Raw genomic sequence first — 21,724 nt, 5'->3', positions numbered from 1 at the left:
CTAAACAGCAAGGGAGCCGGTCGTGTGCCCTTCTCCCTTGTTTTCAAGCGTAACGGCGCGCTTAGAAACCAGTCCCGATCTGGAACTGGAAGCTCTGCTTGTCGTCGCCCGACTTCGAATTGAGCGGACGGGCATAGGACAGCTGCAGCGGTCCCATCGGCGACTGCCACGACAGACCGATACCGGCCGAGAAGCGCCAGCCGCACGGATCCTCGACCTCGCTGCCAGGCTTGCCGCCGGTGCAGCTCTGGCCGCTGCCGGCCGAAACCTGGCCCGCGTCCGAGAAAATGAACCAGCGCAGGGTGCGGTCCTTCGACGCGCCCGGGAACGGCAGATAGAGCTGCGCGTTCGCGATGACGCGCCGCGTGCCGCCCAGGTAGTCGCCCGTCTTGGTATCGCGCGGGCCCAGCGACGAGCCCTCGTAGCCGCGTACCGTGCCAATACCGCCGGCATAGACGTTCTTGATGATCGGGTAATCCTTGCTGCCGTAGCCCTGCCCCCAGTCGACCATGCCGTTCAAGGCCAGGGTGTAGGAGCCGCCCAGCGGCACGAAATACTGCTGCTGGGCCGTCAGCATCGTGTACTGCAGATCGATGGTCGACAGGTCGGCCTTCAGGCGGGTGTACCCGCCCTTGGTCGGCGCCAGGCCGCTGTCGCGGGTGTCCTTGGTCCAGCCGGTGGTGAAGATCACCGAGTTGGTAGCGTCGCCATAGTCCTTGACGAACTTCTCGTAGGCCGCCGGCGAGTTGGTGAACAGGTCGATCTGGTTACGTTCGACGTTCGCGCCCAGCATGATCCGGTCGTATTCCGAGATCGGCACGCCGAAGTTCATGCCCAGGCCCATGGCCTTGACGCGGTAGTCGCCGTCGTTGTTATTCCAGGGCTCGGTCACGCGATAGTAGGCGGACGTGGTGCGGCTGATGCCGTCCTTGGTCCAGTACGGATCGGTATGCGACAGCACGATGGCGCGGTTGGTCTTGCTGGTGTTCAGTTGCAGGGTCAGGTTGGTACCGCTGCCAAAGACGTTGTCTTCGCTGATACCGGCAGACAGAATGGCCTTTTCGGACGAGCCGTAACCCACGCCCAGGTTGATCATGCCGGTTGGCTTTTCCTTGACGTCGACGTTGACGTCGACCTGGTCGGGCGAACCCGGAACCGGATCGGTCTTGACGTTGACGTCGCTGAAATAGCCCAGGCGGTCGACACGGTCGCGCGAGTCCTTGATGTCCTTGGCGTCGTACCAGGCGGCTTCCTGCTGGCGCATTTCGCGGCGCACGACTTCGTCGCGCGTGCGGGTATTGCCGCCGATCTGGATGCGGCGCACGTACACGCGGCGGCTGGGGTCGACGTAGAACGTCAGGTCGGCCTCATGCTTGGCGCGATCCAACTGCGGGTTCGGGTTGACGTTGGCAAACGCGTAGCCCAGTTCGCCCAGGTAGTCGGTGATGGCCTTGGCGGAACCGTTGGCCTTGGCGGCCGAGAACGTTTCGTCCGGCTTGATTTCCAGCAGCGCGTTGATTTCCTTGTCCAGGCCCAGCAGATTGCCGGCCAGCTTCACGCTGCGCACCTTGTAAGGCTCGCCTTCGTGCACGGTAATCGTGATGCGGATGTCCTTGCGGTCCGGCGAAATCGTGACCTGGGGCGGTTCGACCGTGAACTCGAGGTAGCCGCGGTCCAGGTAGAACGAGCGCAGGCGCTCCAGATCGCCCTCGAGCTTTTCACGCGAGTACTTGTCGGTATCGGTGTACCAGGTCAGCCAACCCGGCGTGGTCAGCTTGAATTCGTCGAGCAGGTCGCTTTCCGAGAAAGCCTTGTTGCCCACGAAGCGGATTTCCTGGATGCGCGCGACCGAGCCTTCGAACACGTCGAAGCTCACGCCCACGCGATTGCGCGGCAGCGGGGTCACGGTGGAGGTCACTTCGATGCCGTACTTGCCCTTGGACAGGTACTGCTGCTTCAGTTCGTATTCGGCGCGCTCGAGCATGGAGCGGTCGAAGATGCGGCCTTCGGCGAAGCCCACTTGGGCCAGCGACGTGGTGATGGCCTTGGAGTCGAACTCGCGCATGCCGTTGAAGTTCACCGACGCGATCGTGGGGCGTTCCTGCACGACCACCACGACGACGTTGTTGTCCGTCTGGATCTGTACGTCGGTGAAGAAGCCGGTGCCGTACAAGCGGCGGATGGCTTCAGTGGCTTCTTCTTCGGTGAACTTTTCGCCCACTTTGACGGGGAGATAGCCGAAGACGGTGCCGGCGTCAGTTCTTTGAATACCCTCTACGCGGATATCCCGCACGACAAAAGGGTCGAAGGCGTGGGCGATGGCCGGAACCAGCAGTGCGGCGATCAAACCCGGCAGTACACCCTTTTTGTGATGAAACATCCGGCGAAAAGACATCCTTGAGTATCCTCGGTCGTGCAAATGGCGGGGGATTTTATGCTAAATCGCGTTCAAGTGAACAAACGCGTGAAATCATTGAACAGCGCAAGCCCCATCAGGCTTGCCAATAAACCTATGCCGGCGCGCTGTCCGATATCGATCCACCTTGCTGGCGGCGGGCTACCCCGCACAATTTCGACGAGATAGTACAGCAGATGGCCACCGTCCAGCATGGGAATAGGCAGCAAATTTAGTACGCCCAGGCTGATGCTGATCAAGGCGATATAAGCGATATACGCAACAATTCCGATTCTGGCGGTCTGGCCGGCGTAGTCCGCGATGGTCACGGGACCGCTGACATTGCGCCAGGAAACGTCGCCCGTGATCATGCGCCCCATCATGCGCAGCGAGAACCAGGCGGTATCCCAGGTGCGCACGGCGCCCTTCCACAGGCTTTCGAATACGCCATAGCGCACGGTCACCATGGGAACGTCGCCACCCAGCTGGACGCCCAGGCGGCCGATCACCTGGCCGTTGACGGTCTCGGCGCGGGGCGTGGCGTTCAGGGAGATATTGGCGCCGTCGCGCGCCAGCGTCAGTGCCAGGGTCTTGCCGGCGCTTTCTTGAATCTGCCGCACCAGCGCGCCGGTATCCGGGGTGGGAACGCCGTTCACGGCCAGGATGAGGTCGCCCGTCCGCAGGCCGGCCGCCTGCCCTTCGCCGCCATCATTGACGACACGCACTGCGGGCTTGGGCTGAGCCAGGCGCACGCCGGCCGCGGCCAGCGGGTCGCCGCCGGCCGGATCCATGGTGTTGGACGGCAGGACCAGTTCACGCTGCTGGACGGCGCCCGCAGGGGTCTTGACCTCGATCCTGGCGCTGCCGCCAGTAGCCATGACGTCCATCAGGCGCCAGCGCGCGTCGGACCAGGAAGCGACCTCTTCGCCGTCGATGGCCAGGATGCGGTCGCCAGAGAGCAGGCCGGCGCGCGCGGCAGGCGTGTCCGCCGCGGGCTGGGCGATGACGGCCAGGGGCTCCTCGGTGCCGGCCATGTTCAGGCCGGCATAGAGGAAGACCGCGAGTATCAGGTTGAAAATGGGGCCGGCGGCAACGATGGCGATACGCTGGCCGACGGGCTTGCTATTGAAGGCCCCAGCCACTTCCGCCGGGCTCGCGCCGGCGGGGGGATCGTCCTGCATCTTGACGTAGCCGCCCAGCGGCAGCGCCGAGACCGCCCATTCCGTGCCGTGGCGGTCGGTGCGCCGCAGGATGACCTTGCCGAACCCCACCGAGAAGCGCAGCACTTTCACGCCACACAGGCGGGCCACCCAATAGTGCCCCAGTTCATGGAAGATGATCAGGGTGCCAAGCGCAACCGCAAAGGCCAGCAGGGTGAAAAGCATCGGAATCGAAGAAATCTAGGAAATCAGAGGCCGGCGGACGGGCGACCGAGCCCGCATCAGGCCAGGCCCAGGTTGCCAGCGAAGACGCGCGCGTCAGAATCCAGCGCGAGCACGTCGTCAAGACTGTTGAGCGTAACAGATGCTTGCCGTGCCTGCCACTCCAGGGAAGCCTCGATTACCCGCGGAATCCAGGTATAGGGCAGCCGGCCGCTCAGGAAGGCCTCCACGGCGATCTCGTTGGCGGCATTCAATGCCACGCAGGCCCCCTGCCCGGCTCGCAGCGCCGCAAACGACAAGGCCAGGCACGGAAAACGCGCCAGATCGGGCTTCTCGAAGTCCAGACGCCCCAGCCGCGTCAGATCCAGCGGGCCGACGCCGCTGTCCAGGCGTTCGGGAAAGCCCAGGCCATAGGCAATGGGCGTGCGCATGTCGGGCTGACCGAGCTGCGCCAGCACGGAGCCGTCGTCGTACTCGACCATGGAGTGCACCACGCTCTGGGGGTGCACCACCACCTCGATGCGATCAGCAGGCATGGCGAACAGCCAATGCGCCTCGATCACCTCGAGCCCCTTGTTGAGCATGGTGGCGGAATCGACCGAAATCTTGCGGCCCATGCTCCAGTTCGGGTGGGCGCAAGCCTGGGCCGGCGTCACGTCGTGCAGGTCTTCCAGGTCGCGCCCGCGGAACGGACCGCCGGAAGCGGTCAACAGCAGCCGGCGCACGCCGGGTGCGGGGCTATCCGGCGCGACGGCTCGTCCGCCGTGAGGCAGACACTGGAAAATGGCGTTATGTTCGCTGTCGATAGGCAGCAGTTCGGCGCCGTTGTCACGTATGGCCTGCATGAAAAGCGAGCCGGCCGCAACCAGCGCTTCCTTGTTGGCCAGCAAGACGCGCTTGCCGCTGCGGGCAGCCGCCAGGGCGGCGGGCAGGCCCGCGGCCCCCACGATGGCCGCCATGACGGAGTCGCATTGGGGATCGGCGGCGGTATCGGCCAGCGCCTGGGCGCCGACGCGGATTTCCGGCATGGACTGGCCGCCAGCCCATGCGGCAATGAATTTCTCGCGCGCCGCAGAGTCGGGCACCACCACGACCGCGGCGCGGCTGGCCTGTGCCTGCTCCGCCAGGCGCGCCATCTGGCTGTACGCCGACAGCGCATAAACCGCCAGGCGCTCGGGGTGGCGGGCGATCACATCCAGCGTGCTTTCACCGATCGAACCGGTCGATCCCAGCACGACGACGCGTTGAAAAGCCGTCAAAACAACACTCCAGACAAAAGTAGCGCAAACGGCGCGACCGGGAGAATCGCGTCGATGCGGTCATAGACCCCGCCGTGGCCAGGCAGCAGCGTGCTGGAATCCTTGCGTCCGGCGCGCCGCTTGAGCAGCGATTCGAACAGGTCGCCCACGATCGACAGCACGCCAAGCACGGCGGCAATGGGCAGCGCCAGCCAGAAGGTCCAGCGCTCGACCAGCGCGTGGCCGTACGTGCCTTCCCACAGGCTGGAAAGACCGATCCAGACCACCGCCCCCAGGACGCCAGCGACCGCGCCTGCGATCGTTTTGCCCGGGCTGACCCGCGGGGCCAGTTTACGCTTGCCGAAGGCTCTGCCGGCAAAATAAGCGGCGATATCGGCGACCCAGACCAGCGCCAGCAGCGACACTACGAAACCGGCTCCATGCGCCACGAACATCTGCGCCAGCACGGCCCAGGCGGCAAACGCCGCGGGCACGGAGAAAATCGACCAGCCCACACTGGCGGGAGGCGCATCGGAACGCCCGCGCACCACCGCCGTCAGGCCGCCGAACAGCCAGACCGCGGCCACCGCCGGCACTACGTAGCGCAGCACCCAGACGGGATCTGTGATTCCGGCATTCTGTCCCGCGAGCCATGCGGAGGCCAACGCCAGCATGCCCGCGAACAGCAGGACGGCAACGCCGACGGCAATGAGAGGGGAAGGCGGTTGCGGCAAGGTCAGGCGGAGCCACTCCCAATTGGCGCAGGCGGCCGCCAGAGCCAGAAGCGCAACGAACCACCACGGGTTCGCGCTGATCATCGCGGCAGCCAGAACGGCCAACAGAACGACTGCGGTAACGATACGCTGGCCCAACATATGACGGTCTCCTCGTGTACAGCCCTGGAAAGACGCGCTAGTCGCCGTCCGTTTTATTTCGCGCCGTTTTCGCTGAGTTGCGCGCTGGTACGGCCGAAACGGCGTTCGCGCGTGCGGTACCAGTCAAAGGCGGCCGCGAGCTCGGCGGCGCCGAAATCCGGCCAGTAGCGGTCCGTGAAGTAGAACTCCGCGTAAGCCATCTGCCAGATCAGAAAATTGGAAATGCGTTGTTCGCCGCCGGTGCGGATGAACAGGTCGGGTTCTGGCGCCCAGGCCATGGACAGATGGCGCGCCAGGCGCTCCTCGTCCACCAACTGGGGCTGCGTGGCCAGTGCGGGCTCGGCGGCCAGCATGGCGCGGGTGGCCTGAAGGATGTCCCAGCGTCCGCCATAGTTGGCGGCAACCGTCAGGTGCAGGCGGTCGTTGTGGGCCGTGCGCTCCTGCGCCGCGAAGATCAGCTCTTGCAAACGGGGCTCGAAGGCCGACAGGTCGCCGATGACGTGCAGACGCACGCCCTGCTCTTCCAGCTTGCCGATCTCGCGCTCCAGCGCCTGCACGAACAGGCGCATGAGCAGCGACACTTCCTCGGCGGGGCGGCGCCAGTTCTCGGAACTGAAGGCGAACAGCGTCAGATAGCGCACGCCGGCGCGCCCGCACGCCTCGACCACGCGCCGCACCGCCTGCACGCCCTTGGCATGGCCCGCAGTGCGCGGAAGCAGCCGCCTCGTCGCCCACCGGCCATTGCCATCCATGATGATGGCGACGTGCTCGGGAATGTCGCGGGTAGCGGGAACCGCCTGGGTCGAACTGGTTGCCATTGGTCTGGGGTTGCGCGCGGTGAAACGGCGAAAACGGAACTACGTGAAGAAAAGCCTGCGCCGTCGTTCCACCGCTAAGCAGCAATGCTGCGAACCAATGGACAGGACGGCGCTCAGGCAGGATATCCTGGTCGCCAGGGGGATACGGACTAGCCTATCACCCTGACGGCATCCAGGAATTATACGGTCATGATTTCCGCTTCTTTCTGCGTAACCATCTTGTCGATTTCGGCCACGCTGCGATCGGTCAGTTTCTGAACGTCGTCCTGCGAACGGCGTTCGTCGTCCTCGGAGATTTCCTTGTCCTTGACCAGCTTCTTCAGCGCTTCGTTGGCTTCGCGGCGCAGGTTGCGCACGGCCACCTTGGCGTCCTCGCCTTCGCTGCGGACAACCTTGGTCAGGTCGCGGCGGCGCTCTTCGGTCAGCGCGGGCATCGGCACGCGGATGGTGTCGCCCATCGACATGGGGTTCAGGCCCAGGTCCGATTCGCGGATCGCCTTTTCGATCGCGGAGGCCATGCTCTTCTCGTAGGGCTGCACGCTGATGGTGCGGGCGTCCACGAGGTTCACGTTGCCAACCTGGCTGATCGGCACGGGCGAGCCGTAGTACTCGACCTGCACGTGGTCCAGGATGCCGGTATGGGCGCGGCCCGTGCGGATCTTGGCCAGGTTGGTCTTGAGCGTGTCAAGCGACTTGGCCATCCTGGCTTCGGCGGATTTGCGGATTTCTGCGACGCTCATGGAATTTCCTTTTCTTTAGACGTGTACCAAGGTGCCTTCGTCTTCGCCGCTGACGACCCGCTTGAGGGCGCCGGACTTATTGATCGAAAACACTTTGATCGGCAGCTTCTGGTCACGGCACAGCGCAAAGGCGGTGGCGTCCATGACTTCCAGCCGGCGGACGATCGCTTCGTCGAAGCTGATGCGCGAGTAACGCGTGGCGGTGGGATCCTTGTTGGGATCCGCGCTGTAGATGCCGTCGACCTTGGTGGCCTTCAGCACGATCTCCGCCCCGATCTCGGCGCCGCGCAACGCAGCGGCCGTGTCCGTGGTGAAGAAGGGGTTGCCGGTACCTGCCGCGAAGATGACGACCTTGCCCTCTTCGAGGTAGCGCAGCGCCTTCGGACGGATGTACGGCTCGACGACCTGATCGATGTTCAAGGCCGATTGCACGCGGGTGTCGACACCCTTGTGCTTGAGCGCGTCTTGCAGCGCAAGCGCGTTCATGATAGTGGCCATCATGCCCATGTAGTCGGCGGTTGCGCGGTCCATGCCCTGCGCGCCCGGGGCGACGCCACGGAAAATATTGCCCCCGCCGATGACGATGGCCAGCTCGACGCCCGTGGCGGCGACTTCAGCGACCTCATCGGTCATGCGGACGATGGTGGAGCGGTTGATGCCGAATGCATCGTCGCCCATCAGCGCCTCGCCGGAAAGTTTGAGAAGAACCCGTTTGTATGCTCTGCTGCTCATAGGTGATATCCCGAAGAACAATCCGACGAAAGTGTAAGACAAGAAATAGGCCGGACTAGAATTTAATCTAGCGCCGGCCCTTAAGCACTACCCTGGGTCAGGCGCGGCCGGCGGCGGCAGCGGCGACCTCAGCGGCGAAATCGCTGGTCTTCTTCTCGATACCTTCGCCGACAACGAACAGCACGAATTTGCTGATCGAAGCGCCCTTTTCCTTGAGCATCTGCTCAACGCTGTGCTTGTCGCTCTTGACGAACGGCTGCGACAGCAGGGTGACTTCCTTCAGGAACTTGGCGACCGAGCCTTCGACCATCTTGGCGACGATGTCAGCCGGCTTGCCCGATTCGGCAGCCTTCTGTTCGGCGACCGAGCGTTCGGCGGCGATGTCGGCGGGGTTCACGCCGTCGGCGTTCAGGGCCTTGGGCTTGGTGGCGGCGATGTGCATCGCCAGGTCCTTGCCCACTTCTTCCGCGCCGGTGTATTCGACCAGCACGCCGATCTTGCCGCCGTGCACGTAGCTGGCCAGCGAGTTCGGGGTCTCGATGCGCTCGAAGCGGCGGATCGAGATGTTTTCGCCGATCTTGCCGATCAGGGCGGTACGGGTGCTTTCGACCGTGCCGTCGCCGTAGGGCAGCGCCGACAGGGCTTCCACGGTGGCGGGGTTCTGCGTGGCGACCAGCTCGGCCAGCTTGTTCACAAAGCCGACGAAGTCGTCGTTCTTGGCGACGAAGTCGGTTTCGCAGTTGATTTCGATGACGGCGCCCTTCTTGGCGTCGGCGGAGATGAACAGACCGATCAGGCCTTCAGCGGTGACGCGGGCGGCAGCCTTGCTGGCCTTGTTGCCCAGCTTGACGCGCAGGATTTCCTCGGCGCGGGCCAGGTCACCCTCGGCTTCCGTCAAGGCCTTCTTGCACTCCATCATGGGCGCGTCGGTCTTTTCGCGCAGTTCCTTGACCAGGGCAGCGGTAATTTCAGCCATGTTTGCTCCAATTTGCTAGAACATGCCCCGGGAAACCGGGACAGTGGTTTGATTCGATGGGACATCCGCGACTAGCGGATCAGGAAGATGGGAGCCCACCTTCGCATTGCCGGCGAGGCGGGAGCGGACCGATTTCGGCACCGCTCCCAGACGCTAACCGCCGGACATGACAACAGGCTTAGGCCTGGTTGTCCTGCACTTCGACGAACTCTTCCTGGCCTTCGCCCAGTTCTTCGACCAGACCGTTCAGGTTCTGTTCGCGGCCTTCCAGCACGGCGTCGGCGATGCCCTTGGCGTACAGCGCGATGGCCTTGGCCGAGTCGTCGTTGCCGGGGATGACGTAGTCGATGCCTTCGGGCGAGTGGTTGGTGTCAACCACGGCGACCACGGGGATACCCAGGGTCTTGGCTTCGGCGATGGCGATCTTGTGGTAGCCGACGTCGATCACGAAAATGGCGTCAGGCAGACCGTTCATGTCCTTGATGCCGCCGATCGACTTGTTCAGCTTTTCCAGTTCGCGCTGGAACAGCAGGCCTTCCTTCTTGATCATGCGCTCGGCGCCGCCTTCGGCGACCACGGCTTCCATGTCCTTCAGGCGCTTGACCGAGGTCTTGACCGTCTTGAAGTTGGTCAGCATGCCGCCGAGCCAGCGGGCGTCGACGAAGGGCATGCCGCAACGGGAAGCTTCAGCGGCGACCAGCTCGCGAGCAGCGCGCTTGGTGCCGACGAACAGGATGTTGCCGCCGCGAGCAGCCAGCTGCTTCACGAACTTGGTGGCTTCCTGGTACTTATCAACCGTCTTTTCCAGGTTGATGATGTGAATCTTGTTGCGATGGCCGAAGATGAAGGGGGCCATCTTGGGGTTCCAGTAGCGGGTCTGGTGACCAAAGTGGACACCCGCTTCCAGCATTTCGCGCATCAAAGACATAACTTTCTCCAAGGGTTGATTTCTTGCGCCGCACCTGCATCAGCCTCTGGCTGACACCCTGGGTGGTGTTGCGCGCGATTTCCCGCAAATGCGGGATGACAAAATTTTAACCGGGCCGACCGATCACTGCCGCAATAACTGCGACGCCCTGGGGCGCCTTCTACTACGCTGCCGCGATAAACCCAGACGGCCGCCACGACCAAGAGCCTTGCACCGCATGCTTGCAGGCGCTTTTCCAGACCCACCAGGAATTTCCTGGAAGTTTCCGGCGGTTTCCCGAAAGCGCACCCGGACCTGTTTTGTTGGCGGCGAAATCCAGCTCTGGAAAATCCAGCTCTTCGCGTTCAAGCGCGGGGTTGTCACACCCTGGCTTCAGTTCGACCGCGCATCAGACCATCGGGGCATTTCTTAAGAAAACGCGAACGTTTTCAAGAACTTAAGCCGACATCCATACCGAGTCCAAACCCTGAGCCTGCATCGCCGCTCTAAAACATGACCGGGCTTACAAGCACGCCGCGTCCCCAGCCTGGCGCCTGCATCGGATTTGCCGCCGCTCCGCCCGCCCGACTGGTTTCCTGCCTGCGTGCCCACCCACGGAACCAACGACCTGCCCGATTTCGCTCCACAACCTTCGCTTGCGGTGAAACTTCAGGGCGCGCCGCCGATCACTATGAAAGGACCTGCTGCCAGACTACCTGCCGGGTTTGCGTGACATCGGTTCCGCTGCCTGCACCCGCCGGGTTCGGCCTTTGCCGTAACCCGATTGCTCCCCAAAATTTTAGGGAAGCCTATAATTCTACTATTCTTTCAAGCAGACATTCAAGCGAGACATCGCCAAGCTATTCCATGGGCACTATCACCAATCAAGCCGACCTGGCCAAGATGCGCGCCGCCTGCCAGGATGCGGCCAAAGTCCTCGATTTCATCACGCCGCACGTCAAGCCTGGGGTCACCACCGGAGAGCTGGACCGCCTCTGCCTGGAGTACCTGACCGATGAGCTGGGCGTGAAATCGGCCACGGTGGGCTATGCGCCCCCGGGCTACCCGCCCTTCCCCGGCGCCATCTGTACCTCGGTCAACCACCAGGTCTGCCATGGCATCCCGGGCGACAAGGTGTTGAAAAACGGCGATTCGCTGAATATCGACGTCACCATCATCAAGGATGGCTGGTTCGGCGACACCAGCCGCATGTACGCAGTGGGCGAACAATCCATATTGTCGCGCCGCCTGACCGAGATCACCTTCGAGTGCATGTGGAAGGGCATCCAGCAGGTGAAAAACGGGGCCACGTTGGGCGACATTGGCAACGCGATCCAGAAGCACGCCGAGGCCAACGGCTTTTCAGTGGTGCGCGAGTTCTGCGGCCACGGCATCGGCCAGCGCTTCCACGAAGACCCGCAGGTGCTGCACTATGGCAAGCCGGGTACGGGCGTGAAGCTGACGACGGGCATGCTGTTCACCATTGAACCGATGATCAATGCGGGCCGCCGCGAGATCCGCCAGCTGTCCGACGGCTGGACGGTCGTCACCCGCGACCACAGCCTGTCGGCCCAATGGGAGCATGCTGTCTGTGTCACCGAGACCGGCTACGAAGTGTTGACCCTGTCGCCGGGGATGCCCAAGCCGCCCGCCTTCGTCACCGAACCCCTGGTCATCCCAGCCGTCTGACACACAACCTTAGCCGCCATGACCGCCGCCATTCTCAGCGCCCTGCGCGAACGCATCCAGGAAGCCCGGCGGACCGCGGTGGCGCAATTCCGCACGCACCTGCGACCAGACACCCTGCTGTCCGAGCTGCGCCGCATCGTCGACGCCGCGCTGCGCGACCTGATCAAGCATTGCCCCCTGCCCGCCGGCGCCACGCTGGCGGCCGTGGGCGGCTATGGCCGGGGCGAGCTTTACCCGCACTCCGACGTGGACCTGCTGATCCTGCTGCCGCACGCTCCCACGCCCGAGGACGAGTCGGCCATCGAAAAGCTGGTGGCCTCGCTGTGGGACCTGGGCCTGGAGCCGGGCCATAGCGTGCGCACCATCGAGGACTGCGAACGCGAGGCGGACGCCGATATCACGGTGGAAACGGCTTTGCTGGAATCCCGCTGGCTGGCGGGCAGCCGCACGCTGATGAAGGCCTTCGAAGCCGCGACCAAGTCGCGCCTGGACCCGCGCGCGTTCTTTCGCGCCAAGCGCGTCGAAATGCAGCAGCGCCACGCGCGCTACCAGGACACGCCCTATGCGCTGGAGCCGAACTGCAAGGAGTCGCCGGGCGGACTGCGCGACCTGCAGGTCATCCTGTGGATGGCCCGGGCAGCCGGCTTTGGCAACAGTTGGCGCTCCGTGGCGCAAGCCGGCCTGCTGACCTCGTCCGAGGCGCGCGACCTGCGCAAAGCAGAACAAGCCTTCAAGCGCCTGCGCATCGAATTGCACCTGCTGGCGAACCGGCGCGAAGACCGCGTGCTGTTCGACCTGCAGCCCGCCCTGGCCGAAGTCTATGGAATCCATGCCACCGCCACCCGCCGCGGCAGCGAGCTGCTGATGCAGCGCTACTACTGGGCGGCGCGGCTGGTGACCCAGCTGAACGGCATCCTGGTGCAGAACATCGAGGAACGGCTGTTCCCGCGTCCGGACAGCGACGCGCGCGACATCGACGACGACTTCCGCAATCTGCGCGACCGCCTGGACATCATTCGCGACGACGGTTTCGAGCGCAATCCCACCCTGCTGCTGCGGGCCTTCCTGGTGATGCAACAGCATCCGGAACTGGCCGGGATGTCGGCGCGCACGCTGCGCGCCATCTGGCATTCGCGCCACCGCATCGACGCGCAATTCCGCCGCAACCCGGTCAACCGCAAGCTGTTCCTGCAGATCCTGCAGCAGCCGCGCGGCATCGTGCATGAGCTGCGGCGCATGACCATGCTGAACATCCTGCCGCGCTATCTGCCGGTATTCCGCCGCATCGTCGGCCAGATGCAGCATGACCTGTTCCACGCTTATACGGTAGATCAGCACACGCTGGCGGTGGTGCGCAACCTGCGCCGCTTCACCATGCCGGAACATGCCCAGGAATATCCGCTGGCCAGCCAGCTGATTGCCGGCCTGGACCGGCACTGGCTGCTGTATGTGGCCGCACTGTTCCACGACATTGCCAAGGGCCGCGGCGGCGACCATTCCGAACTGGGCGCGCGCGAAGTGCGCAAGTTCGCCCAAGACCACGGCATGGAGCCCGAGGACGCCAAGCTGGTCGAATTCCTGGTCCGCCAGCACCTGCTGATGTCGGCCGTGGCGCAGAAGCGCGACCTGTCCGATCCGGCCGTGGTGCAGGACTTCGCCGCCACCGTGAAGGACGAACGCCACCTGACCGCCCTGTACCTGCTGACGGTCGCCGATATCCGCGGCACCAGCCCCAAGGTCTGGAATGCCTGGAAAGGCAAGTTGCTGGAAGACCTGTACAAGCTGACGCTGGCCGCCCTGGGCGGCGCCCACGCCGACGCCCACACCGTCCTGACCGAGCGCAAGGAAGAAGCCGCCCGCCTGACCCGCCTGGCGGGCCTGCGCGACGATGCCCGGGAAGCCTTCTGGAACCAGCTCGACGTGGCGTATTTCCTGCGCCACGACGCCTCGGACATCGCCTGGCACACGCGCCATCTTTATCATCAGGTCGCGCCAGCGCAGGCAGTGGTCAAGGCCCGCCCCACCGAACATGGCGAAGGCCTGCAGATCATGGTGTATACCCGCGATGCGCCCGACCTGTTCGTGGCGATCTGCGGCTATTTCGACGCCAAATCGCTTTCCATTCAGGATGCGCGCATCCACACCACACGCCACGGCTGGGCGCTGGACAGCTTCATCGTGCTGTTGCCGGAAGGCGCCAGCGACCTGCGCGCCCAGGCCACCCTGGTCGAACACGAGCTGGCCGAACGCCTCAAGGACCCGCACGCCGCCGCCTTGCAACAGCCCGCGCGCGGTGGCTACTACGGCCGCGGCCGGCAGTCCCGCGTGTCACGGGTGTTCCCGGTCATGCCGCAGGCCGAACTGCAGCCCGACGAGCGCAGCACCTCCTGGCGCCTGTCGGTAACAGCGACCGACCGCCCCGGCCTGCTGCACGCGCTGGCGCGCGTCTTCGCCGGGCACGAAGTGAACCTGCTGATGGCCAAGATCATGACGCTGGGGGACCGGGTCGAGGACGTCTTCATCGTCGACGGTTCGGCGCTGACGCGCCCGCGCAGCCAGATGCAGTTCGAACGCGACGTCCTGGACGCCCTGGCGGGCGAGGAAGCCCAGCAGCGCGCCGCCTGATCACGGGCGCCTGGCATCGCCAGCGCCGCCGGGACCGCATACAATCCCGGTTTTCGGCCAGGCGATACCCTCCCCATGGAGCTAAACGATTATCTGCGCGTTTTCGGCACCAGCTTCTTTTTCGCGCTGGCCACCCTGCTGCCCTTTCTGAACCCGCCCGCGATCGCGCCGATCTTCCTGTCGCTGACCGAGGGCGCGTCATCATCCACCCGGATGGTGCTGGCCAAGCGCGTGGCCATCAATGTCTGCCTCATGTTGATCGTCGCCATGGTCGCGGGCAACGTGCTGCTTAGTTTCTTCGGCATTTCGCTGTCCATCGTGCGGGTCGGCGGCGGCATGCTCGTGATCGCCAGCGCCTGGCGGCTGGTGAATTCGCCCGACGCCGATACCGAGCGCGTGGCGCGCATGGCCGAGTCCTTCACCCCGGAGATGGCCAAGGCCCGCGCGTTCTATCCGCTGACCTTCCCCATCAGTTGCGGTCCCGGATCCATCGCCGCGGCCATCACCGTGGGGGTGTCGCTGCGCGATCAGAACCACGTGCTGAGCCTGGTGCGGCTGGGTGGATCCATTCCGGGCATCATCGTCGTATCGGTCACGCTCTACATCTGCCTGCGCTTTGCCGCGCAAATGCTGCACCGCCTGGGCGACAATGGCACCGCTGTGTTCATGCGCCTCTCGGCCTTCATCATGCTGTGCCTCGGCGTACAGATCTTCTGGGAAGGCTCGCGCGAACTGCTGCTGGGCGTGTTGCAGCAAGTGATGCAACCAATTCCGATTCCCAAGGCCTAAGCCTGGCTCGGGGCCGCGTCCGGCCCCTTTTCCAACCCTTGCAAAGCAACAATGACCTCTCGCTCAGAACGCCTGCTCCGCCTGATCGCCCTCTTCTGCTTCGGCGCCGTCGGCCTTGCCCTCGTTTCCCAGCACGTCTTCGACATGCCGCCCTGCGCCTGGTGCGTCATGCAGCGCCTGATCTACCTGGTGATCGGCGTGATCGCGCTGGTGGGCGGATTCGGCGGTGGACGCGCCCTGACGCGCCTGTGCGGCGCGCTCACCGCGCTATTGTCCCTGGGCGGTATCGCCGCGGCCTGGTATCAGTACAGCGTAGCGGCCAACATGCTGTCCTGCGACCAGACCTTCGCTGACCGCTTCATGACCGGCATCGGCCTGGAAAGCGCCGTGCCGTGGCTGTTCGGCATCTATGCCACTTGCATGGACGCCAAAGTGCCGGTGCTGGGCATCGAATATGCACTGTGGAGCCTGGCGCTCTTCGTCATCATTTTCTTCATGGCGCTGCCGGTCGTGTTCCGGCGCGGCGGATCGCAGTAAGCCGGTGCAGGCGCAGCCCGAGGATCCGCATGCCGCTGCGCTGCGCCGGCTGGTCCTTGCACACGCACCGTTGGTGCATTGGCTGTGCGTCGCCCGCGACCATGGCCCCTCGGGTGGCTACATCGGCGCGGGCGCGGTGCGCTCCCTGGTCTGGAATCACCTGCATGGCTATCCCATAGGCAGCCACGCACCGACCGACATCGACTTCATCTATCACGATCCCACTGATCTCTCGCGCGAGCACGAGGCCCGGGTCGCTGACCGTTTGCGCGCAGCGGCGCCTGATGCCCCCTGGGAGGTCGTGAATCAGGCTCGCGTGCACTTGTGGCATCGCGACAGTGCGGGCGAGGCGCCACTCCCGGCGGCATCGTTGGCCGCAGGCATCGCCAGCTGGCCCGAAACCGCCACTTGCGTGGCCGTGCGCCTGACACGGGATGGCCTGGTGGATATCATTGCCCCCTATGGGCTGACCGACCTGTTCGGACTAGTACTGCGGCCCAGCCCCGCAGCGGATCGCCAGGCCTACGCCTCGCGGCTGGCCACCAAGCGCCATGCCGACACCTGGCCGCGGCTTATTGTCATACCCTCTTGATCATGCCTGCCTTGAAGTACCTGACCGGATACCCGGAATCCCTGCTCGCCCAGGCCCAAAAGCTGCTCGACCAAGGCAAGCTGGGCCCGGCGCTGCTGGCGCGCTACCCTGCCGGTCCCCACGACGTGCGCACCGACCGGGCGCTCTACCAATACGTAACGGACCTGAAGAACAGCTACATGCGCAACGGCGACCAGATCAACAAGGTCGCCTTCGACAGCAAGATCCATGTGATCCAGCACGCGCTGGGACAACACACGTATATCTCGCGCGTGCAGGGCGGCAAGCTGAAGGCCAAGCACGAAATCCGGGTGGCCACATTGTTCAAGACCGTGCCGGCGGAATTCCTGAAGATGATCACGGTGCATGAACTGGCCCACCTGAAGGAAAAGGACCATAACAAGGCCTTCTACAACCTGTGCCTGCGCATGGAACCGCAGTACCACCAGTATGAGTTCGACTTGCGGCTGTATCTGACGCACCTGGAGGCGACACGCGAAACCTTGTGGAAGGCCGCGGCCTGATATCGCAGTGCAGGCGCCCAGTACCCCGCAATAAAAAATGCCGTCCCGGAGGACGGCATTTTTCTTGCCACCAGGCAAACGCGTCAGGCGTCGCTGGCGGCGTAGCCCATGTTGAACTGCAGGCCGCTGGCCCCGCCTTCCTCACCGGGTTCGCCACGGGACTGGCCCAGGCGAGCCAAGTATTCAGGGGTGATGTCGCCCGTGACGTACTGGCCGTCAAAGCACGAAGCCTCGAAGCGCGACAGCTTGGGGTTGATGTCCCGCACCGCCTGCTGCATGTCGTGCAGGTCCTGGTAGACCAGCGAGTCGGCGCCGATGGCGCGGGCAATTTCCTCGTCGCTGCGGCCGGTGGCGATGAGTTCGCTCTGCGTAGGCATGTCGATGCCGTAGACGTTCGGGAAACGCACCGGGGGAGCAGCCGAGGCGAAGTAGACCTTGTTGGCGCCTGCGGCGCGAGCCATGTCCACGATCTCGCGGCTGGTCGTGCCGCGCACGATGGAGTCGTCCACCAGCAGCACGTTCTTGCCCTTGAATTCCATGCCGATGGCATTGAGTTTCTGGCGCACGGACTTACGGCGCACGGCCTGGCCCGGCATGATGAAGGTGCGGCCCACGTAGCGGTTCTTGATCAGGCCTTCGCGGTAGTCCAGGTTCAGGCGGGCGGCCAACTGCATAGCTGCGGGACGCGAGGAGTCCGGAATCGGCATGACCACGTCGATATCGCCCAGGCGCATGTTGCGCGCGACCTTGTCGGCCAGGTACTCGCCCATGCGCAGACGGGCGTCATACACCGACACGCCGTCGATCAGGGAGTCCGGACGCGCGAAGTACACGTACTCGAAAATGCAGGGCACCAGTTGCGGATTGTCGGCGCACTGGCGGCTGACGAAGCGGCCGTCCAGGTCGATGAACACGGCTTCGCCGGGCTCGACGTCGCGCACGAAGGCAAAGCCGCTGCCTTCCAGCGCCACCGATTCCGACGCGACCATCCACTCCACGCCCTCTTCGGTTTCCTGGCGACCGATGCACAGCGGACGGATGCCGTTGGGATCACGGAAGGCCAGCAGGCCGTAACCAGAAATCTGCGCCACCACGGCATAGGCGCCGCGCACGCGCTTGTGCAGGGCCGATACGGCGCGGAAGATGGCGTCGTCGTCCAGCGACACGCCGCTGGCCGCCGATTGCAGCTCGTGCGCCAGCACGTTCAGCAGGACTTCCGAATCGGAGTTGGTGTTGATGTGGCGGCGGTCGACGCGGTAGAGCGATTCGCGCAGTTCGCGCCAGTTGGTCAGGTTGCCGTTGTGGGACAACATGATGCCGAACGGCGCGTTGACGTAGAACGGCTGGGCCTCTTCCTCGCTGGCGCTGGAGCCCGCGGTGGGATAGCGGACCTGGCCGACGCCCGACGTACCCGGCAGCGCGCGCATGTTGCGCGTGCGGAAGACGTCGCGCACCAGGCCGTGAGCCTTGTACATATTGAATTGGTTACCTTGCGATGTCGCGATGCCCGCGGCGTCCTGCCCGCGATGCTGCAACAGCAGCAAGCTGTCATAGAGCAGCTGGTTGACCGGCCCGCGCCCGATGACCCCTACGATTCCACACATGGTGAGATTTCCTGGTTGATTTAAAGCTAATCAATACGGCAGCCACGTCGCCAGGGACGGCGGCAGCCACGTCTTGATATGTTTGATGGCCTCGATGGCCGAATGCGAAAACATGGCGTCCTTCCACCACGGCTCCTGCGGCAGCGGCGTGTAGCCTGCGGCGGCGACCAGCGCCAGCACGATCAACAGGCCACGGGCCAGCCCGAACATCCCGCCCAGGCCGTGGTCGGCGGGACTCAGTCCGGTGCTGCGGATCAGGGCGGCAAGCGTCATGTTGACCAGGCCCACGCCGAGCAGCACGATGATGAACACCGCGGCGTACGAGACTCCCATGCGCAGCAGCGTCGTTTCAATATAGGGCTCCAGCCAGGCATAGACCGTGGGCCCCCACCATATCGCCGCCACGAAGGCCAGCAGATAGGCGACCAGCGACAGCACCTCTTTGAGCAGGCCGCGCACCAGGCCCAGCACACCCGAAACCACCAGGATGGCCAGCACGACGAAGTCGAAGCCGGTCACTATTGGGCGGCGATGAAACCATTGTCATAGCCCAGGGTGCGCAACCGCGCCTGGGCCGCCTGCGCCGCCTCGCGCGAGGGGAACGGCCCCACCCGCAGACGGTACTGCTGTTTGCCATTGATGGTGGCTTGTTCCACGAATGCGTTGGTGACGCCGGCCTGGTGCAGCTTGCCGCGCCGCGACTGAGCGTCCTCGGAGGTGGTATAGGCGGCGATCTGCAACACGAAATTGCCCTTGGCGGCGGGCTTGGGCGCGGGCGCCGAAGCCGCAGGCGCCGAACGCCCTTCCAGCAAGGCCAGCGCGCGCGCGCCGTCATCCGATCGGTTATCGGGCTTGGCCGGCGTCGCGGGCTTGGGGTCCGGCTTGGGCGGCGTAGCCGGCTTGGGCTCGGGCTTGGGCGGCGTGACGGCCGCCGTCGCGGGCGGCGTCGCAGGTTGCGCGGCCGGAGGCGTCGTCGTCGCCGGCGGCTGCACGGACGTCACGGGAGGCGGCGTCGGGATGGCCGAAGGATCCGTCGGCGCAGCACTGCCCGGCGCGGGCGTCTGCGGCGCGGCGACTTGCGGTTCGGTCACTTGCGGCTGGAACGGCGTATTGCGCTCCGGCACCCTGATGGGAATGTTGTCGTCCACAGGCGTGGGCTGCGAATCGAGCACCATGGGAAGGATGATGACGGCTGCCAGCACCAGCGCGACAGCGCCTGCCAGCCTGCGCCGCGCGCGACCGCGCAGCTCCGCAGCCTGCACCTCGCTGGGCACAGCCGCCCGCTTGGAGGACGGCGCCTGGTCGGCAGGATCTTTGCGTTTGAAAAAACCCATGGAGGAGAATTCCTTGCGGCGATATGGCGGCGGGCCGCCGGACGCGACTGACCCGCTGCTGCCTATGCCTTGCGACCCAGAGCCTGCAAAACCGAGGCTACGGTGAGAAACGAGCCGAACACCACGATTCTATCATTCTCCCCTGCCCGTTCGCGCGCTGCCGCAAAGGCCTGGGCGGGATCCGGGTAAGCGGAGATACCTGGTTTTTCGCCATCCGCCGGCGCGGGCGGCAGCGCGGCGGCGACCTGCTCCGCCAGCGCGTCTCCAGAGGTGCCGCGCGGCCCCGGCAAGCCGGCGCAGTACCAGTTGTCGATGCGCGTGCCGAGCTTGGCGATGACGCCGGCCAGATCCTTGTCGTTGAGCATGCCGAACACCGCGTGGGTGTAGGGATGAAAGCCCATGTTGTCCAGGTTCTGCGCCAGCACCGCCGCGGCATGCGGATTGTGCGCCACGTCCAGGATGACCGCGGGCTGGCCCGGCAGGATCTGGAAACGGCCCGGCAGGGACGCCTGCAGCAAGCCCAGGCGCACGGCCTGTTGCGGCACCGGCAGGCGGTCGCGCACCGATTCCAGCGCAGCCAGCGCGGCCGACGCGTTCAGCAGCTGGTTGGCGCCACGCAGCGCCGGATAGGCCAGCGAGTTGCGTCGCTGTTCGCGGCCGCCATAGGCCCATTGCTGGCGGTCGCCGGAATAGTTGAAGTCGCGTCCGAACAGCCACAGGTCCGCGCCGATTTCCTGGACGTGGTCCAGCAGCGATTGCGGCGGCATGGGATCGCTGCAGATCGCCGGCCGGCCGCTGCGGTAGATGTGGGCTTTCTCGAAGCCGATTTTCTCGCGCGTATCCCCCAGCCAGTCGGTGTGGTCCAGGTCCACGCTGGTGACGACGGAGCAATCCGCATCGACGATATTGACGGCGTCCAGCCGTCCGCCCAGGCCGACTTCCAGCACCACGGCGTCCAGTTTCGACTGCGAGAACAGTCGCAGGATTGCCAGCGTGGTGAACTCGAAGTACGTCAGCGACACGTCGCCGCGCGCGGCTTCGACCGCCTGGAACTGGGCAATCAAGGCCTCGTCCGTGGCGATCTGGCCATTGATGCGGGCGCGTTCGTTGAAATTGATCAGGTGCGGGGACGTGTACAGCCCGACCTTGTAGCCGGCCGCAAGCAGGATTGCCTCCAGCATGGCACAGGTGGAACCCTTGCCGTTGGTGCCGCCGACGACGAACTTCACGCCGGACAGCTCCAGCCCCAGGCGCCCCGCCACCTCGCGCACCCGGTCCAGACCCATGTCGATGGCGGTGGCGTGGATCGATTCCAGGTACTGCAGCCAATCGGACAGGGTGGCGGAAACGTCGGGCGTGCGGGCAGAAGACATGACAAAGCCGGTAGTGAGATCAGCCTTCGATTTTAGCAGTCCGCGCCCGGTGTTTTCCCTAATCCCCCAGGGAGCGGCAAGGTATCCGCAGCGAAAAACTGCTTGCCACTATTTTTCTCATACATAAAAATAATTTCACGTATGAAAATTTAAACGGATCAACCATGACGCAAAGCAAGACTCCCGCCTGGCTGGTGCGCGAGGCCAACGTGCCCGGCTACCACCCCGCCAATCACACCGGCACCCTGAACCGGCGCCTGATCGGCCCGGACACCGTCGGCTCCCGGGGCGTGGAAGTGCTGCTGGGCGTGATCGACAAGGGCAAGGGCGCCCTGCCGCACGCCCACCCCGGCATCGAGCAGGTCTGCTATCTGCTGTCCGGCACGGCGCGCGCGCAGGTGCAGGACGAATGGGCCGACATGGGACCCGGCGACTGCTGCTATTTCCCCCCGGACATTCCGCACGTCTTCACCGTCACCAGCGACGAGCCCGCCCGCCTGCTGGTGATCTATACGCCCCCTTATGAAGAATCCCCAGACCGCGTGATACGCGGCTTTCCGGCGCCATCCCCAGCCGCTTGACGCGGCGCAGCCC

20 protein-coding genes are annotated in these 21,724 nt (G+C 64.7%); 7 read left to right on the top strand and 13 right to left on the bottom strand.

The window, feature by feature from the left end:
• Positions 1 to 61: 61 nt before the first annotated feature.
• The 9 genes from bamA to rpsB all read right to left on the bottom strand — a co-directional run bounded on the left by bamA (position 62) and on the right by rpsB (position 10,084).
• Positions 62 to 2,395, bottom strand: coding sequence for an outer membrane protein assembly factor BamA (gene bamA, locus HV766_RS06405; RefSeq protein WP_175180808.1), 2,334 nt, complete (start codon positions 2,393 to 2,395; stop codon positions 62 to 64).
• Positions 2,396 to 2,448: 53 nt separating this feature from the next.
• Positions 2,449 to 3,780 carry an RIP metalloprotease RseP gene (rseP, locus tag HV766_RS06400; RefSeq protein ID WP_175180807.1) on the bottom strand — a complete coding sequence of 444 codons (1,332 nt, stop codon included), beginning with the start codon at positions 3,778 to 3,780 and terminating at the stop codon, positions 2,449 to 2,451.
• Positions 3,781 to 3,836: 56 nt separating this feature from the next.
• The gene (locus HV766_RS06395; RefSeq protein ID WP_175162960.1) at positions 3,837 to 5,036 is read right to left on the bottom strand and encodes a 1-deoxy-D-xylulose-5-phosphate reductoisomerase; all 1,200 of its coding nucleotides are present in this window, start codon (positions 5,034 to 5,036) and stop codon (positions 3,837 to 3,839) included.
• The gene (locus HV766_RS06390; protein ID WP_125470839.1) at positions 5,033 to 5,890 is read right to left on the bottom strand and encodes a phosphatidate cytidylyltransferase; all 858 of its coding nucleotides are present in this window, start codon (positions 5,888 to 5,890) and stop codon (positions 5,033 to 5,035) included. Before HV766_RS06390 ends, HV766_RS06395 begins: the two co-directional genes overlap by 4 nt.
• A gap of 53 nt (positions 5,891 to 5,943) precedes the next feature.
• Positions 5,944 to 6,708 carry a polyprenyl diphosphate synthase gene (gene uppS / locus HV766_RS06385; RefSeq protein ID WP_054456720.1) on the bottom strand — a complete coding sequence of 255 codons (765 nt, stop codon included), beginning with the start codon at positions 6,706 to 6,708 and terminating at the stop codon, positions 5,944 to 5,946.
• Positions 6,709 to 6,887: 179 nt separating this feature from the next.
• A complete protein-coding gene (frr, locus tag HV766_RS06380) occupies positions 6,888 to 7,448 on the bottom strand; it encodes a ribosome recycling factor (protein ID WP_054456719.1) in 561 nt (186 codons plus the stop codon).
• Between the two features lie 15 nt (positions 7,449 to 7,463).
• Entirely contained in the window at positions 7,464 to 8,180 is a 717-nt protein-coding gene (gene pyrH / locus HV766_RS06375) for a UMP kinase (RefSeq protein ID WP_013393440.1), read from the bottom strand.
• Positions 8,181 to 8,277: 97 nt separating this feature from the next.
• Positions 8,278 to 9,156, bottom strand: coding sequence for a translation elongation factor Ts (gene tsf, locus HV766_RS06370; RefSeq protein WP_119451963.1), 879 nt, complete (start codon positions 9,154 to 9,156; stop codon positions 8,278 to 8,280).
• A 178-nt stretch (positions 9,157 to 9,334) separates the two neighbouring features.
• Positions 9,335 to 10,084 (bottom strand): 30S ribosomal protein S2, encoded by a 750-nt coding sequence (rpsB, locus tag HV766_RS06365; RefSeq protein WP_054456717.1) that lies wholly within the window; start codon positions 10,082 to 10,084, stop codon positions 9,335 to 9,337.
• Positions 10,085 to 10,930: 846 nt separating this feature from the next.
• Between rpsB and map the strand changes: the two genes are divergently transcribed.
• The 6 genes from map to HV766_RS06335 all read left to right on the top strand — a co-directional run bounded on the left by map (position 10,931) and on the right by HV766_RS06335 (position 16,819).
• A complete protein-coding gene (gene map, locus HV766_RS06360) occupies positions 10,931 to 11,752 on the top strand; it encodes a type I methionyl aminopeptidase (RefSeq protein WP_119451964.1) in 822 nt (273 codons plus the stop codon).
• A gap of 18 nt (positions 11,753 to 11,770) precedes the next feature.
• Positions 11,771 to 14,377: a [protein-PII] uridylyltransferase gene (locus tag HV766_RS06355; RefSeq protein WP_175180806.1), complete on the top strand. Its 2,607-nt coding sequence runs from the start codon at positions 11,771 to 11,773 to the stop codon at positions 14,375 to 14,377.
• 75 nt (positions 14,378 to 14,452) lie between these two features.
• Entirely contained in the window at positions 14,453 to 15,166 is a 714-nt protein-coding gene (locus HV766_RS06350) for a MarC family protein (protein ID WP_013393435.1), read from the top strand.
• A 51-nt stretch (positions 15,167 to 15,217) separates the two neighbouring features.
• Positions 15,218 to 15,703, top strand: a complete 486-nt coding sequence (locus tag HV766_RS06345) for a disulfide bond formation protein B (RefSeq protein ID WP_054456714.1) — start codon at positions 15,218 to 15,220, stop codon at positions 15,701 to 15,703.
• Between the two features lie 4 nt (positions 15,704 to 15,707).
• Complete coding sequence (locus tag HV766_RS06340; RefSeq protein ID WP_175180805.1) at positions 15,708 to 16,295, top strand: nucleotidyltransferase family protein; 588 nt, start codon at positions 15,708 to 15,710, stop codon at positions 16,293 to 16,295.
• 2 nt (positions 16,296 to 16,297) lie between these two features.
• A complete protein-coding gene (locus HV766_RS06335; RefSeq protein ID WP_175180804.1) occupies positions 16,298 to 16,819 on the top strand; it encodes a M48 metallopeptidase family protein in 522 nt (173 codons plus the stop codon).
• An 83-nt stretch (positions 16,820 to 16,902) separates the two neighbouring features.
• On the opposite strand, the gene purF is transcribed toward HV766_RS06335, so the two are convergent.
• The 4 genes from purF to folC all read right to left on the bottom strand — a co-directional run bounded on the left by purF (position 16,903) and on the right by folC (position 21,130).
• Complete coding sequence (gene purF / locus HV766_RS06330; RefSeq protein ID WP_054456711.1) at positions 16,903 to 18,423, bottom strand: amidophosphoribosyltransferase; 1,521 nt, start codon at positions 18,421 to 18,423, stop codon at positions 16,903 to 16,905.
• Between the two features lie 30 nt (positions 18,424 to 18,453).
• On the bottom strand, positions 18,454 to 18,942 hold the full coding sequence (locus HV766_RS06325; RefSeq protein WP_054456710.1) for a CvpA family protein: 489 nt from the start codon (positions 18,940 to 18,942) through the stop codon (positions 18,454 to 18,456).
• Complete coding sequence (locus HV766_RS06320) at positions 18,942 to 19,757, bottom strand: SPOR domain-containing protein (RefSeq protein WP_054456709.1); 816 nt, start codon at positions 19,755 to 19,757, stop codon at positions 18,942 to 18,944. The genes HV766_RS06325 and HV766_RS06320 overlap by 1 nt, the downstream gene beginning before the upstream one ends.
• Before the next feature lie 62 nt (positions 19,758 to 19,819).
• Positions 19,820 to 21,130: a bifunctional tetrahydrofolate synthase/dihydrofolate synthase gene (gene folC, locus HV766_RS06315; RefSeq protein ID WP_054456708.1), complete on the bottom strand. Its 1,311-nt coding sequence runs from the start codon at positions 21,128 to 21,130 to the stop codon at positions 19,820 to 19,822.
• A gap of 164 nt (positions 21,131 to 21,294) precedes the next feature.
• On the opposite strand from folC, the gene HV766_RS06310 reads away from it, so the two are divergent.
• Positions 21,295 to 21,711: a cupin domain-containing protein gene (locus HV766_RS06310; RefSeq protein ID WP_175180803.1), complete on the top strand. Its 417-nt coding sequence runs from the start codon at positions 21,295 to 21,297 to the stop codon at positions 21,709 to 21,711.
• Positions 21,712 to 21,724 lie beyond the last annotated feature (13 nt).

It is taken from the genome of Achromobacter aegrifaciens (assembly GCF_902859735.1).
GTDB classification, from domain to species: Bacteria; Pseudomonadota; Gammaproteobacteria; order Burkholderiales; family Burkholderiaceae_B; genus Achromobacter; species Achromobacter aegrifaciens.
The sequence above is the reverse complement of the archived record's forward strand: the minus strand, read 5'-3'. Positions and strand labels throughout refer to the sequence as shown.